General features: G+C 36.3%; 13 protein-coding genes and 1 riboswitch. Of the genes, 4 read left to right on the top strand and 9 right to left on the bottom strand.

Annotation, left to right across the window (positions count from 1 at the left end):
* Window positions 1-45: 45 nt before the first annotated feature.
* The 3 genes from Q4493_RS05720 to Q4493_RS05710 all read right to left on the bottom strand — a co-directional run bounded on the left by Q4493_RS05720 (window position 46) and on the right by Q4493_RS05710 (window position 4,463).
* Window positions 46-519 carry a hypothetical protein gene (locus Q4493_RS05720; protein ID WP_303450142.1) on the bottom strand — a complete coding sequence of 158 codons (474 nt, stop codon included), beginning with the start codon at window positions 517-519 and terminating at the stop codon, window positions 46-48.
* Window positions 520-527: 8 nt separating this feature from the next.
* Window positions 528-2,393 carry a tetratricopeptide repeat protein gene (locus tag Q4493_RS05715; protein WP_303450140.1) on the bottom strand — a complete coding sequence of 622 codons (1,866 nt, stop codon included), beginning with the start codon at window positions 2,391-2,393 and terminating at the stop codon, window positions 528-530.
* A gap of 132 nt (window positions 2,394-2,525) precedes the next feature.
* Window positions 2,526-2,608, top strand: a riboswitch (cyclic di-GMP riboswitch).
* Between the two features lie 88 nt (window positions 2,609-2,696).
* Window positions 2,697-4,463 (bottom strand): DUF885 family protein, encoded by a 1,767-nt coding sequence (locus Q4493_RS05710; protein WP_303450138.1) that lies wholly within the window; start codon window positions 4,461-4,463, stop codon window positions 2,697-2,699.
* A gap of 234 nt (window positions 4,464-4,697) precedes the next feature.
* Here Q4493_RS05710 and Q4493_RS05705 point away from each other — a divergent pair, with 234 nt between their 5' ends.
* Complete coding sequence (locus Q4493_RS05705) at window positions 4,698-5,708, top strand: GGDEF domain-containing protein (RefSeq protein WP_303450135.1); 1,011 nt, start codon at window positions 4,698-4,700, stop codon at window positions 5,706-5,708.
* Here Q4493_RS05705 and Q4493_RS05700 read toward each other — a convergent pair.
* Together Q4493_RS05700 and Q4493_RS05695 are read right to left on the bottom strand one after the other, a co-directional pair.
* Window positions 5,692-6,165 carry a DUF523 domain-containing protein gene (locus Q4493_RS05700; protein ID WP_303450132.1) on the bottom strand — a complete coding sequence of 158 codons (474 nt, stop codon included), beginning with the start codon at window positions 6,163-6,165 and terminating at the stop codon, window positions 5,692-5,694. The two genes, Q4493_RS05705 and Q4493_RS05700, sit on opposite strands and share 17 nt — an antisense overlap.
* Before the next feature lie 2 nt (window positions 6,166-6,167).
* A complete protein-coding gene (locus Q4493_RS05695) occupies window positions 6,168-6,467 on the bottom strand; it encodes a DUF3630 family protein (protein WP_303450130.1) in 300 nt (99 codons plus the stop codon).
* 136 nt (window positions 6,468-6,603) lie between these two features.
* Here Q4493_RS05695 and Q4493_RS05690 point away from each other — a divergent pair, with 136 nt between their 5' ends.
* Window positions 6,604-6,903: a cytochrome c gene (locus tag Q4493_RS05690; RefSeq protein ID WP_303450128.1), complete on the top strand. Its 300-nt coding sequence runs from the start codon at window positions 6,604-6,606 to the stop codon at window positions 6,901-6,903.
* Window positions 6,904-6,995: 92 nt separating this feature from the next.
* On the opposite strand, the gene recQ is transcribed toward Q4493_RS05690, so the two are convergent.
* Entirely contained in the window at window positions 6,996-8,807 is a 1,812-nt protein-coding gene (gene recQ / locus Q4493_RS05685; RefSeq protein ID WP_303450126.1) for a DNA helicase RecQ, read from the bottom strand.
* A 122-nt stretch (window positions 8,808-8,929) separates the two neighbouring features.
* Between recQ and Q4493_RS05680 the strand changes: the two genes are divergently transcribed.
* Together Q4493_RS05680 and rarD are read left to right on the top strand one after the other, a co-directional pair.
* Window positions 8,930-9,385 carry a thioesterase family protein gene (locus tag Q4493_RS05680; RefSeq protein WP_303450124.1) on the top strand — a complete coding sequence of 152 codons (456 nt, stop codon included), beginning with the start codon at window positions 8,930-8,932 and terminating at the stop codon, window positions 9,383-9,385.
* A 116-nt stretch (window positions 9,386-9,501) separates the two neighbouring features.
* Complete coding sequence (gene rarD, locus Q4493_RS05675; RefSeq protein ID WP_303450121.1) at window positions 9,502-10,413, top strand: EamA family transporter RarD; 912 nt, start codon at window positions 9,502-9,504, stop codon at window positions 10,411-10,413.
* Window positions 10,414-10,525: 112 nt separating this feature from the next.
* Here rarD and Q4493_RS05670 read toward each other — a convergent pair whose 3' ends face one another.
* The 3 genes from Q4493_RS05670 to Q4493_RS05660 are packed head-to-tail and all read right to left on the bottom strand — an operon-like array spanning window position 10,526 to window position 14,748.
* Window positions 10,526-11,770 (bottom strand): response regulator, encoded by a 1,245-nt coding sequence (locus tag Q4493_RS05670; protein ID WP_303450118.1) that lies wholly within the window; start codon window positions 11,768-11,770, stop codon window positions 10,526-10,528.
* A 15-nt stretch (window positions 11,771-11,785) separates the two neighbouring features.
* The gene (gene uvrD, locus Q4493_RS05665) at window positions 11,786-13,975 is read right to left on the bottom strand and encodes a DNA helicase II (RefSeq protein WP_303450115.1); all 2,190 of its coding nucleotides are present in this window, start codon (window positions 13,973-13,975) and stop codon (window positions 11,786-11,788) included.
* A 41-nt stretch (window positions 13,976-14,016) separates the two neighbouring features.
* A complete protein-coding gene (locus Q4493_RS05660) occupies window positions 14,017-14,748 on the bottom strand; it encodes an HAD-IA family hydrolase (protein ID WP_303450112.1) in 732 nt (243 codons plus the stop codon).
* Window positions 14,749-14,756: the final 8 nt, after the last annotated feature.

The following is a 14,756-nucleotide window of genomic DNA, read 5'->3' as shown; positions in this document are numbered from 1 at the left end:
GCGGTTAAATTTCTTGCTCTGGTTTATATTTATGGTTTAAGCGATTTACGGTTTTAATGAAAGTACCATGCTTTCCATAAAAGTGACAAAACCTTTAAGGTTGTTGCTATTCCACGCACGCTTAATATGGCTTTCTTGTGAATTAATATAAATAGTCAAACGTTTAAAGCTACCAGACTGGTAATTTTCACAACATTTTTTCGCAATTTTATGCATTTCATCTTTGCCGCGAAGACTTTCCCGACAAATCGTCGCATAGTTTGTCACTAAAGGCGTAAGTAAAACTATTAGCTCATTGTCTTTACAATTTTCTTGCGCTGCTTTAAATCTGAAATGGATAAAATCTTCATTCTTTTTGACAACTATGGCAAAAGCGTCAATCATCACTTTTGATTCTTTTTTAATAATGCTAGCTTCTTTTTTTATACCTTTTAATTCCACAGCTAATTTTTCTGAACGGAAATAATAATAAACGCTCAGCACAACAAAAACGATAACAATGAAAAGACTAAATATCATAAATACGCCTAATTTTTATAACTACTATACTCAGCTCGAGTTGACTCACTCAACCGTGATAAGAATATATACGGATCAATATCTTGAACACCTGGAGACTGGTAATCGTAGCCAATTTTAATGGAAAACTCACCCAAATTTGCGAAAAATTGCACCTTTAATGCCTCAGTTAATTTCTCAAAAACTTCTTTCAAATATTGGCTATCTTGATGTGGGCATAAAAATAAATATTCGCCTTGATTAATGAGTCCGACTTGGTCAAATTCACCACGATATTCATTCACTAATGTCGAAATAGTACGAGAAACTTCTGCGATCACACGTTTGCTAAATTGAAATTCTAATTCTTGCCAATTATCAATAGAAAAATAACCGACAATTAACGGATATTCATACTTTCTCGCCATTTTAAAATGTTGTTGATAAAACTTTTTCGTTTGCGAAGGACTTGCAAGATAATCTAGCGGTTTCTCAACATCGTCGTACTGCTGATTAAGTCTTAATGCGCGGGTTCTAAACCCTAAAAATAATAATAAGCAAAACAATAATACGATGATAGCAATTAAGAAAATGATAATATTTTTTTGTTGCTGATATTTTTGAGTAAACTGACTTTTTAAATCAGTTTCTTCCGCCATACCTAGTGATAAATCTCGACGTTTTTCCGTTGCCAGTGTTTCAGCATCCATCATGTTAAACAGTTTTTGCTTTGATAAACTAAACTTCTTTAACAGCTCAGTATATTTAACTTGAGCGATTAAGGCTTTTTCGAACAATTGTTTGTTCTGGTACATAGTTGCTAGTAAAGCATATAGTTCAATTTGCTCATGAGTTAATTCGACACGCTCAGCAACCAATTCAGCTTCTTTCAAATATTGAAAGGCAATCTCATTTTTGTTAAGTAGTTGACTCGCTTTTGCTAAATAAATCAGTGTTGTTAAATAAGGTAAAGATAAATTTTGGCCATGAAAAAGTGTTTTAGCGACTAGCAATTGCTCTAATGATTTTTCTGCTTTATTTTGCCGGTACAAAACCTGCCCCAAGCCCATTTTTCCATAGGCGACTCTGATAGGTGCCTCTTTCTTTTCCGCAAGTGTAATCGCTTTCCAAAAACCATGATGAGCATCGTCTAAACGCCCTAAGCTTAAATAAGATCTCGCTAAATCAGTATAAGTACTTTCAATATTATTAACTTTAGATAAATCGTAACGAAGCTTCAAAATTCGATTATACAAGGTAACTGAGGTTTGATAATCGCCAGTATAAAAATAGGCATTGGCTATCACATTTAATACGGCAAGATGATCCGAAAACTCTTGATGCTTTGTTAAATATTGTTTTACGCGTTCTAGATCTGAAAAGGCTTGCTGATGGTTAAGATTTAAAGCATTAGTCATTGAACGATAACTTAATGCTTTTACTAAAAAAGTAGGATTATTCAATTGTGTCGCTAAGTTAACGGATTCTTCAGCCATTTGCTGAGCTTGTTTGAACTTGCCACGAAAATAATATCCTGAAGTTATTTTCAGCATTAATGTCAGCCGTAAAGAGACATCAATATTAGTTAAGCTTTCACCATCAAGTGAAAATTGCATGGCGCGAGATAAATCCCCTTTATTCGTTGCCGCGTCCGCTAATAAACTAAATACTTTTCCAACGGTGTTATTTTCATAAAAGGTTCTATTTTGAATAATATCTTGAGATAACTGCACCACTTCGTCGTTATCTAATTGTTCAGGATCGGTTAAAAACAAGCGTTCAACTTTACTAATATTTTGTTCAATAATTGTTAAATTTTCATCAGCCGCGTAGGTGTTAGCCGAATAACTAACCTGTAAGAGTAATATTAATAATAATAATTTATTTACAGACATACCTTAAATTTTCTCGTTTATTCAATCATTTAGAAAAAATATCCTTCCGCTTTTGGCGGCTGATTTTACATTATCAATGATAAAGGTTTACAAGCAAGCTTCATAGCTTATAATGTTTTTAGAGCTTCTAAAGCTCGATAAGGGCAAATCTAGCGAAAGCTAGAGACGCAAAGTTACCGGTCTAAAGGGAAACCTATGATAGCGGAACTACCAAATTTAGATATAGTGGGGGCTTGTCTATATTTAGCAGACTCTATCTATTTCCTGCTGTGTACTTTGCGTGCTTCCCTTGTCCCTTAATTATTATCTTCTATTTTTTAATTTCTGCTCTGTAATATATTGAGTAATTACTTGCTCTAACATTGATAATGGCATTGAACCATTTTTCAGCACTTCGTCATGAAACTCACGTAAATCAAACGCAGCTCCTAAAGTATCTTCAGCTTTTTTACGTAATCGTTTAATGGTTAATTCACCAATTTTGTATGAAAGTGCCTGACCTGGCCATGAAATATATCGATCGATTTCCGTTTTCACATTATGTAATGATAGTGCTGTATTATCCGCTAAAAATGACAAAGCTTGCTCGCGACTCCAGCCCTTACTGTGCATGCCTGTATCAACAACTAATCGACAAGCGCGCCACATTTCATAAGTTAAACGACCAAAATTGCTATATGGGTCTTGATAAAAACCAGCCTCTAACCCTAAATATTCTGAATATAATCCCCAACCTTCGCCAAAAGCAGAAATATAAGTGTTATTGCGAAATTCTGGAACATTCTTCATTTCTTTCGCTAAAGAACCTTGTAGATGATGTCCTGGTACCGCTTCATGCAAGGTTAATGCTTCCAAAACATAAAGAGGACGACGATCTAGACGGTAGGTATTTACCCAATAATTTCCCGGCTGATCATCTCTTGAAGGGCCAGCATATCGCCCTGTGGTATACTTAGGCGCAATGCTAGCAGGTACTGCCATCACTCCATAGGGTGTACGCGGGAGCTTTTTAAACAAGCTTGGTAATTTTGCATCCATCTTTTTGGCAATAAATGATGCTTCTTTTAATAATGCTTCGGGAGTTTTTGCATAAAATTGCGGATCGGTACGTAAAAATTCTACAAAGCTAGCAAAATCACCTTGAAAACCAACAGAAGTGATTATTTCTTCCATTTCAGCTCGAATACGTGCAACTTCCTCTAAGCCTTTTTGATGAACTTCATCTGCGCTCAAGGCAAGTGTTGTATAATGTTCAACTCGATTATTATAGTAATGTTCACCATTAGGCAATGAGTTAGCCGCAATATTTTTTCGACCATTTGGCTGATAGACATTCACCATATATTCATAGTATTTTTGGTAACTCGTAATGACATTTTCTTTAATAATTTTCTGTGCTTGCGCTCTTAATTCTGCCGTAAGTTTCGCATCAAAATGTTTTGGCATTTTCTTAAAGGGTTGATAAAACTCACTTTCAGTAACATCTTCTTTAATAAATGCTTTTATCGACTCTTCAAAACCAATTAACACAACTGCCGGCTGAGTGATGCCTTCTTGTATCCCCAAATCCATCCAAGCCATTTGTTGATCAAAGTACCTAGGTAAAGCCGACATTCGTTTTATATAATCGCGGTAATCCTGTTCAACTTTAAATGGCACACGTTTATTAATCCAACTAATCCCTACATGAAACCCTGATTCAGCAGTAAGCGGCATGTAATGCTCTTTATTGACATAACTGTCTAGCTGATCTTTTATTTTATAGGCAAGTACTGACCAATTTATTTGATCATTTTGAGAGAGACTTTCACGATCTATTTTTAATAGTTTTTGGTAAATCTTTTGCTTACCTTGGTAATTTTTTAATAAAACCGCAGCTGAAAGGTCGGGTAAGCGCGCATTATTATCAGCAACACCAGGTTGACTAAAAGGGCTTAATGTTTTTTGGTATTGATGATATTCATTGATCACTTCGCGAAGCGCCAAGCTATTCCAACGACTAGTATCTTTCGGTAATTGGCCACAAGCGGCAACAAGAAAAAGGCAATAAAAAGAGATAACGTATTTCATTTTGTTCATTCAAAGAAAAATTATGACACCACTTTATCAAATATTTGCCGCGATGAAAGCTCAAGTTTCATAATATAAAATTGAAAAAATGTGCAATTTTTTAAAAAAAATGCGTATATTTACAAAATAATAATAATTATTGAATAATTACTATAGAAGTTTAAGTAAAATTGCTACAGAATAACCGCTATAACAATAATAAAGCTGTCGTGTAACAATAGAGGTCTGGAAGTAGTGAAACATCATGATTCCATTGAACAAGCAGATCAAAAGCTCGCCTTAGCGATAAAACAATTACAGCTTTGGCATCTTCCTGCCACACCAATTAATTATGCCGTTGGTTACGAATTTGTTAATAAAAAAAATTCAGCGCTAATTTCTCAAATAAAACAACACTTAAGTCTTGGAAAAAAACTTGATAATTATTTTATCAATGAGTTATTTCAGCTCCATATATTAGGCCAAGGTAGTTTTAGAGATGATATTATTACTGATATCGATGAGTTAATTACTGACGTACAAACAAGTAATCAACATTCAGTAACCTATGCCAATGGTTTAATTAAAAAAATTGACGACAATGTTCATCATTTAAAATCACAAAATCAGCAAAAAATTAATCTTGCCATCCAGCAAATTGAGAGTGCTTCAAATTCATTTAAACAAAAGCAAAAACAACTCGCTAAGCAACTATTGCTTTCGAAAAAGCAGTCGTTGTCATTGTTATCTGAGTTAGAAGAAGTCAAAAAAGAAATATATCTAGATCCACTTACGGGTTTATATAATCGAAAAGCATTGAATAAACATTTAGAGCAATGGACAAGTGAAGATCCGCATAAAAATATTGCCGCAATTGTTATCAGTGTAGATAAATTATCCCAAGTAAATGAAAAGTTTGGTTCATTAATTAGTGATGTACTTTTATCAAAAATTGCCAATAAAGTCGGTAGTTATGTTGGCGAAAGTGGCTTACCAATTCGTTCAGGCCAAGACGAATTTTTAATATTATTACCTGAAGTAGAACGTAATATTGCTGGTGAAATTGCCGAGAAAATACGCCAAGGTGTTGAAAAATTACGCTTTGTTAGCAGTAAATCCGGCGTTAGGCTCCCGCAAATGACCGTATCTTTAGGAGTAAATGATTTTAAGGTTTCACAAAATGCTCAAACAGTTATCAATTATACTCGTAGCTTAGTTACAGATATGCAACGTAGTGGCGCTAATGCCGTTATGGTTTCTCATTAATACTCATCATCTCCTGAATTAATACTGATATATTTTTTTCCGAAAAAACCCGAATACCATTTTTCCTTAATAAGGCTGTAGTTACCCCTTCTCCGTTGATTTTCTTATCAGTAAAAGTGCCATCATAAATAGTTGTACTACCACAAGACGGGCTTGATTCCTTTAATAAAGCGATACCAATATTATGTTGCTGGCAAAGCTTTAATGCCCGTTGTGCGCCTTTATTAAACTGTTCAGAAACATCAACGCCATCACAAGTTACGATACGTTGACTCTTATTTTGAATTTCTGCCGGTTGCCTCGGCACGGATAAGCCGCCTGCAACTTCAGGACAAAAACTGACGACTTGTTTATTCTGTTGCCAATGCAATAGCGTTTCATTTAATAGGCTTTGGCATTTGCCATCATAACGAACTTTTTCACCAAGAAAACAAGCACTCACTAATATTTTAGTCATTGCTAAATGTTACTCATCTCTTGAAATAAAGCGGTTAATAATTCACTGCCATTATGTTCTGGGCATTCAAGCCAAGCAGATTGACTATAACATTCAAAATTTATCGTAAAATCATGTTGTTGCCATTTAAAGCGAACTGCTTCAAGATCCGCCCCTTTTGACCATTCAAGTTTTTCAAACAAAGTATATTGCTGAAAATATCGTTCAATAATTAAAGGCAAGTCGTCTTGCGACCAATTTATATTAACCTCCATAATAATGGCAGTTGCGGTTAGCTCTTTACAGGCAAATAGTTTAATCACGTGATTTTTTGTCCAATATCAATAAACATACAGTTTCCTTGATATAATACAAAAAAACCTAAGACAGTTTCGCTCTTTTCTCATATAATCGAGCAAGAGCTATAAAAATTTTAAATTAACTAAGAGAGATAACGTTATGAGAAAACTTACTTTGGCTATTGCTGCTACAGTGATGATTGCATCTCCTGCATTTGCTGGTGATGTTGATGCCGGAAAAGCTAAATCAGGTACTTGTGCAGCCTGTCATGGCGCTGCAGGTATTTCAGCAATCCCTATGTACCCTAACTTAGCAGGTCAAAAAGAAGTTTATATTGCTAAACAATTAAAAGACTTCAAAGCAGGCAAACGTAAAGATCCAGTAATGGGTGCTATGGCAATGCCGTTATCTGATGATGATATTGCTAACCTTGCTGCATATTATGCTAGCTTAAAATAAGTTACTCTTTTCAGTTGAAAAAGCGTTCTATTGAACGCTTTTTTTTGCCTAAATGGATATCAATGACCCTTAACTGATCTTCAATTTTGTCATTAATTAACATGTTCTTTAATTAACGCTAAAAATGGCTGGCCATATCTCGATAATTTCGTGTCACCAATACCATTAATATTTAACATCTCATGAGAGGTAATGGGTTGATATTTCGCGAGTTCAGATAAGGTTGCATCGTTGAAAACAATATAAGGTGGAATATCTTCCGCATCAGCGATTTCTTTTCTCAGGGTACGTAACTTAGCAAATAATTTACGATCATAGCTGGATGATTCACCCGCTTTTCGCCAGTAACTCGCTTTTTGTAAACGAGGAGTAGCTAACAGTAAAGGTTGCTCACCTTTTAATATTGCATGAGAGGCTTGAGTTAAACAAAGCACGGAATGATTCGCTATGTCTTGTTGTAAAAAGCCAAGATGAATAAGTTGTCGAATAATCGCGTGCCAATAACTCAATGTTTTCTCTTTACCAATACCAAAGGTTGAGACTTTTTCATGGCCTTGTTGCTTAATTTTTTCAGTTATTTGCCCACGTAATACGCTAATAGTATGCTCAATACCTCCTTGTTGGTTAATACGATAAACGCATGACAACACTTTTTGTGCGGCTTCTAGACCGTCAAATTGACTGGGCGGATCTAAACAAATATCACAATTCCCACAACCGGTTTGCGTGTATTCAGCAAAATAATTTAACACTAACTGCCGACGACAAGTTTGTGCTTCTATAAACCCAGTCACCGCACTAAAACGTTGAATTTCAACATGTCTTCGTTGCAGATTTTCGCCTTGCTCTATCCGTTTATTTATTCGTTGCGCGTCATTCTCATCATAAAGAAATAAAGCTTCTGCGGGTAAGCCGTCACGACCAGCTCGACCAATTTCTTGATAGTAAGACTCTAATGTACGAGGCGGTTCAAAATGAATCACATACCTAACATTTAACTTATTGATCCCCAAACCAAATGCCACTGTAGCAATCACCACGTGAATATTGTCTTTAGCAAAGCCTTCTTGTACCGTATTTCTTATTTCAACTTCCATGCCTGCATGATACGCAGCACAATTTATGCCTGCCTCGGCCATAGATTTGGCTAGCTTTTCCACTTGCCAGCGGCTATTACAATATATAATTCCACAATCATTCTTACGCTTTTTCACATAACTAATTATTTGCTGCGTGCCTTGAAATTTATCCGCCATAGTTAAACGAATATTGGGCCGGTCAAAACTATCAAGATGTATATATGGGTTAGTTAAATTTAATTGTTGAAGAATATCTTTACGGGTTGTGACATCTGCCGTTGCGGTTAAGGCAAGTACAGGAACATCAGGAAATTGCTCTTTAATAATATTTAATCGAGTATAAGCGGGTCGAAAATCATGACCCCATTGTGAAATACAATGCGCTTCATCAATGGCAAATAATTGGATCGGTAAACTATGTAAACCTTGCATAAAGTAGTAATTACTCAAACGCTCAGGCGCAATATAAAGTAACCTGATTTCACCGGCTGCTAATTGCTGAAAAATGTGATTAATGTCATTCTGTTCAAGACTCGAATTAACATAAGCGGCACTAATTCCTTGTCGTTTAAGTGCATCGACTTGATCTTTCATTAAAGCAATTAACGGCGAAATAACGATGGTAATGCCTGAAAGAATGGTTGCGGGTAATTGATAACATAAAGACTTACCGCCACCTGTTGGCATTAAAACAAGGCTATCTTTACCTTGTAATACATGCTCGATAATTGCTTGCTGACCTTTGCGAAAACTAGTGTAACCAAAAAAGTGTTTCAGCTTATCTAATAGCGGGGGATTAGCGGGGTTTAGCGCAAGGTTAGTCAACGAATTATCATCTTAAATAGTCAGTGAACGTATTTTACCTGAATGAATGAACAATAAGAAAAATTTATTTCTGATTCATTCAATGTTATTCTCTAAACACAACTCATCAGACCAGATAAATTATGGATAAAACAGAAATTTACCAGCAAATCATTAATTTTTGGAACAATGATATGCCTTTTAATCGTTTACTTGGTTTAGAGATTCAACAATTCGACAAAGAGCAATCTGAAGTCAGATTTCTTTGGCAAGATAAACTCATCGGTAACCCGATTCAAAAAATCCTTCATGGAGGTGTAACCGCTACGGTTTTAGATATTGCTGGTGGTGTAGTGGCAGCGGCAAATATTATTGAACAATTGGATAATTTATCCCCAGAAAATATTCATTATAATTTACGCAAATTAAGTACAATTGATCTGAGAACCGATTTTTTATTGCCTGGCAAAGGTAAAGAATTTATTGCTACTGCACGTATTATCAGAAGTGGTAGTAAAGTGGCTGTCGCTCGTATGGAATTGCATAACGAGAGAAATGACCATATCGCCTTTGGTACAGGTACATATATGATAGGATAAATGAACGCAGTGCAATTTAGTTTACGTCTCGTTTAGTAAGTTTTATTCACGCAAAAAGTCGTTATGCCTCTCCATCATGTTATTATTAAGAATGCTCGCTATTTTCGATAATATTTATGAACAACCAAGCTAATAATGACACGCGTAACGGCGTATTCAATGCAATTAGTGCTTATTTCCTTTGGGGATTAGCACCGATATATTTCAAGCTCATAAAAGAAGTTTCTCCCGATGAAATCATGATTCATCGCATTGTTTGGTCATGTCTTTTATTATTTATTTTTATCTTTTTATCTAAAAAGTTACCGGCGCTTATCTCGGTCATAAAGCAACCTAAACTATTACTTAAGCTTACCATTACTGCGACATTTCTAGGCGTTAATTGGTTTATGTTTATTTGGGCTGTTAATAATGATCACTTATTAGATGCCAGTTTAGGTTATTTTATTAATCCACTGTTTAGTGTTGCCTTGGCAGTAATATTTTTAGGCGAAAGATTACGGAAGTGGCAAATCATAGCCGTTGCATTAGCAATTATCGGAGTGTTAATACAATTGGTATACATAGGCTCTTTACCTATTATTTCGCTCGTTTTAGCGGGAACATTCGGGATATACGGCCTATTACGTAAAAAGTTATCGATTGACTCTTTTATCGGCTTACTCGTGGAGTCAGCCTTAATGCTGCCTTTAGCGTTATTTTATTGGCAATTTTTTGTCAGCAGCGACACCAGTAATATGTTCAGTAATACTATGTCTTTAAACTCGTTATTAATTTTTGCTGGGGTAGTGACTACAGCCCCACTACTTTGCTTTACTGCAGCAGCGAAACGCTTAACTTTATCAACCGTCGGTTTCTTCCAATATATCGGCCCGAGTATAATGTTTATTTTAGCAATCACTTATTATCATGAAGTACTTGTGGTAGAAAAGCTGATCACCTTTGTATTCATTTGGGCAGCACTATTTATTTATAGTATCGACTCACTAAAAGCGCATAAACAAAAGAAAAAACTAGCAGTTTTATAAAACGCAGAAACCTAAATTGAAATTATGATAAAGAAGCGATCATAGTTTGAGCACACTGTCATTGTTTCAATGTAGCGATTAAAAGTTGGATTTAATGACTATAAACTTTTAGCTAAGTGGAGATTACAATTTGATTTCTGCCATTCTCTTTTGCGCTATATAATGCAATGTCGGCTTGATTTAATTGATCTTCTAAACTTGAAACACTATTAAAAACAACACCAATACTTACCGTAAAATTAATGTAATGTTCATCGTGATTAAACTGTGCACTCGCTATTTTCTCACGAAAAACATCGAGTTGTTGATAAATTGCCGCTTGATCTGAACCTGGCAGCAAAATGGCAAACTCTTCACCACCAAAACGAGCTAACGAAGCTTCAGTTAAACATTTTTCCATATTTTCAGCTAACATTTTTAAAATATGATCACCTGCTTCATGGCCATATGTATCATTTACCGTTTTGAAAAAATCAATATCTATCATCGCCAAGCCGTAGGGAATCTTATTTTCAGCATAATAGGCGATAGATTTTCTCGCTTTCTTAAAAAAAGCACGTCTGTTGGGCAGTTCGGTTAAATAATCAGTATTCGCGGCTTTCTGAATTTTCACAATATTGTGCAAGTTTTCAACATGCTGGGTAATACGGCAATAAAATTCTTCAGGGCAAAATGGTTTACGGATAAAGTCATCTGCGCCATTTTTTATGATACGGGCAGAATAAGTCGCATTATCAGCCCCTGAAATGCCAATAACTGTCATTTGATCTCGGTTGTATACCTTTCTTATTTCATTGGTTAATTCAATACCGTCCATTCCTGGCATTTCAAGATCAGTGATCACCATTTTAATATCATTTTGTTTCTGGAGTATCTTTAACGCTTCAACACCACTTTCCGCTGCATAAACAGTAAAATTACGCCTTTTTAATAATTCAGATATATGATTTCTTGCTGTAACCGAATCATCAACGACAAGCACGCCAGTACCGATGTTAGCGCTTTGCCAATACAAAATGCGCTTTAAATACATAAAAGCTTGGCTATTTTCTTTTGGAATATAATCTATGACAGGTTGATCAAGAATTTTCTTACGAGTTTCATCATCCATCTTCCCGGTCATCACAACACCAGGAATACCATGTGAAAGTATTGTTGCAATTGCTTCACCATTTTCAGCATCAGGTAAAGCGTAATCTATAGTAGCGGCAAAGTATTCGGTATTACTTTGCATTAAGGTTTCAACTTCAGCGAGGCTTTCCGCGATGCTAACTTCATAACCCAAGGATTCACCTATTTTTTTAATGATGCTGACAATGGCTTTACTATCTTCAACCACTAAAAGTTTTTTTGACATACTACCTACATATTTTTATAACGCTTGTAAATTAGCATAGGCTACTACCAGCCATTTGCTACCTACCTCAGCAAAATTTACTTGAATTCGGCTTTGTGCCCCATTTCCTTCATAATTTAATACAACACCTTCACCAAACTTTTGATGAAGTACAGACTGCCCTAATTTAAAGCCCGAATTATCAAAAGACTCTAAGGTAATGGTATTGGCAAATCGTCCGGTACTTGCTGGCCTTGACACTTGGCTTTGTAGACGAATTTCGTCAACACAATCACTGGGTAATTCACGTAAAAATCGACTAGGTTTATGGTACTTTTCTTGTCCATATAAACGTCGACTCTCCGCATGGCATAAATACAGCTTTTCCATGGCACGTGTCATACCAACATAACATAAGCGTCGCTCTTCTTCTAATCGACCAATTTCTTCAACTGATTGCTGAGATGGAAACATCCCTTCTTCAAGCCCTGCGATAAATACCAGCTTAAACTCTAAGCCCTTAGCAGAATGCATGGTCATAAGTTGCACTGCAGGTTCATAATCATCGGCTTGCGACTCTCCTGACTCTAACGCTGCATGGGTTAAAAATCCAGTTAACTGACTTTGCTCATCTTCTAATTCTGGATCCATTTCAAAGGTTTGACATGCTGTAACTAGCTCATTTAAGTTTTCAATTCTTGCTTCAGCACGTTCACCTTTCTCAGCTTGATACATAGCTTTTAAGCCACTTTGCTGAATAACAAAATTAGCTTGTTGGTCTAAATCTAGATTGCCAGAATCATCTTCTAATTGATCAATTAAATCGACAAATGTTTGAATAACTTTAGCGCTGCGCCCTTTTAATTCGTTATTTTGTAACATGGTTTGACAAGCCTGCCACAAGGTTACTTCAAGACTTCGTGCGGCATCTCGTACTAAAGCAACCGTAGTATTACCAATACCACGAGTGGGTGTATTAATAATGCGCTCAAAAGCCGCATCATCATCTCGGTTATTGATCAAACGCAAGTAAGCTAAGGCATCTTTAATTTCTTGTCGTTCAAAAAATCGCAAACCACCATAAATGCGATAAGGTAATTTCGCTTGTAGTAAGGCTTCTTCTAATAAACGCGATTGAGCATTACTGCGATATAAAATAGCGACGTCATCTAAGGAGTCTTCACTGGAAGATAAATCTCTTTTTAACCATTCAGTGATTCTGCCAGAGATAAAACGTGCCTCATCGATTTCATTAAAGGCGGTGTAAACTGAAATTTTTTCGCCCGCATCATCTTTTGTCCATAAATCTTTGCCTAATCGCCCATTATTATTGGCAATTAGCTGGTTAGCTGCGGTTAGAATGTTCGCCGTAGAACGATAGTTTTGTTCCAAACGGATTGTTTGTGCATTGTCAAATTCTTTTAAAAAGCGTTGAATATTTTCAATTTTTGCACCGCGCCAGCCATAAATAGATTGATCATCATCACCAACAATCATCACCTTACTTTGCTCTCGGCCAAGCATATTTAACCATGCATATTGAATGGCATTGGTATCTTGAAATTCATCCACTAACACGTGTGAGAAACGCTGTTGATAATGCTGAAGTAGTGCTGGATTATTTAGCCATAATTCATGAGCACGCAATAACAATTCAGCAAAGTCGACTAACCCTGCGCGATCACAAGCGTCTTGGTAACCTTGATAAACCTTAACAAAGGTTTCTTCTGTGGGATCATAATGGGTTTCAATATGCTTTGGACGTAAGCCCTCATCTTTTTTACCGTTGATATACCATTGCATTTGCTTGGCAGGCCAACGTTTTTCATCTAAATTCAACGCGCGAATAATACGTTTCACTAATCTAAGTTGATCATCAGAATCTAGCACTTGGAACGATTGCGGTAAGTTTGCTTCTTGAAAATGCATACGCAGTAACCGATGAGCTAAGCCATGGAAGGTTCCTATCCACATACCGTGAATATTGCCGCCAACGGTTTGCTCTACCCTAGCGCGCATTTCGGCCGCGGCCTTATTCGTAAAAGTTACCGCTAAAATACTATGAGGAGAAGCATGCTCCACCTTCATTAACCATGCGATTCGTTGTACTAAAACACGAGTTTTACCACTGCCAGCGCCCGCTAAAACCAACATATTTTGCAAAGGTGCGGCAACGACATCACGTTGCTTGTCGTTTAATGCATCAAGTAATTCTGATACGTCCATAGGGTAAAAACTCGAAATAAAATTAAAAGAAAGTAGGCTAATTATATACTGGTTATCAGTCGCTGTAATTCAACAACATCAGTTAATTCAATTGTGGGCAATGATGTTATCGGTTGCCCCACATCATAACTTGACACCCAAGCTGTTTGACAGCCAAAGCGAATAGCGCCATATACATCATTCACGCCGCAGTCACCGACATGCAACAGTTGCTCTGGTTGTATATTAAATTGCTGACAAGTACGTTGAAACATATCGGCATCCGGTTTTTGTTTTAACTGTAACCCTTGATGTGCCCCAGCATGGTAAATGGCATCAAAATAATGATGAATACCTATAGCCTTAGTATCAACATTTCCGTTACTTATCGCGATTATCGGCCAGTGCTTTTTCAATTGTTCAAGTAAATGATGAACAGCGTTGGGTACGGTAAAATTGCTGCGCTGCTTTACAAAAAAATCGAGTGCTTGTTCTGCCATTTGCATAGCAACTCGCGATGAGAATCCTAATGATTGAATACCTAAAAAATAACTTTTTAAACGTAATTCACCAACATCATGAGTTAATTCAGGATTTAAACTTAATGCCTGTTCGCGAAAAACAAACCAAAAATGATAATCATAATCACCATCTGGTTTGGGTGGTAACTGCTTAGCAAAGTAGTCAATCATTTTGCCATCGGTTGCCATCATTACCGGATAGTTACTATATAGCGTGTCATCTAAATCAAAGCTGATCGCTTTAAATGGCGTGAGTCGACGATAGAAACGCATAAAGATAA

Origin of the sequence: Colwellia sp. 1_MG-2023, from assembly GCF_030546755.1 — a bacterium.
Lineage (GTDB): Bacteria > Pseudomonadota > Gammaproteobacteria > Enterobacterales > Alteromonadaceae > Thalassotalea_H.
Note: the sequence above shows the minus strand (reverse complement) of the source record. Positions and strands in the feature narration are given on the sequence as shown.

Coding starts and splice junctions, on each gene's coding strand:
- rarD (WP_303450121.1), top strand. CDS start 9,502: ATGAACAACCAAGCTAATAATGACACGCGTAACGGCGTATTCAATGCA.
- Q4493_RS05715 (WP_303450140.1), bottom strand. CDS start 2,393: ATGTCTGTAAATAAATTATTATTATTAATATTACTCTTACAGGTTAGT.
- Q4493_RS05670 (WP_303450118.1), bottom strand. CDS start 11,770: ATGTCAAAAAAACTTTTAGTGGTTGAAGATAGTAAAGCCATTGTCAGC.
- Q4493_RS05690 (WP_303450128.1), top strand. CDS start 6,604: ATGAGAAAACTTACTTTGGCTATTGCTGCTACAGTGATGATTGCATCT.
- uvrD (WP_303450115.1), bottom strand. CDS start 13,975: ATGGACGTATCAGAATTACTTGATGCATTAAACGACAAGCAACGTGAT.
- Q4493_RS05660 (WP_303450112.1), bottom strand. CDS start 14,748: ATGCGTTTCTATCGTCGACTCACGCCATTTAAAGCGATCAGCTTTGAT.
- Q4493_RS05720 (WP_303450142.1), bottom strand. CDS start 519: ATGATATTTAGTCTTTTCATTGTTATCGTTTTTGTTGTGCTGAGCGTT.
- Q4493_RS05700 (WP_303450132.1), bottom strand. CDS start 6,165: ATGACTAAAATATTAGTGAGTGCTTGTTTTCTTGGTGAAAAAGTTCGT.
- Q4493_RS05680 (WP_303450124.1), top strand. CDS start 8,930: ATGGATAAAACAGAAATTTACCAGCAAATCATTAATTTTTGGAACAAT.
- Q4493_RS05710 (WP_303450138.1), bottom strand. CDS start 4,463: ATGAAATACGTTATCTCTTTTTATTGCCTTTTTCTTGTTGCCGCTTGT.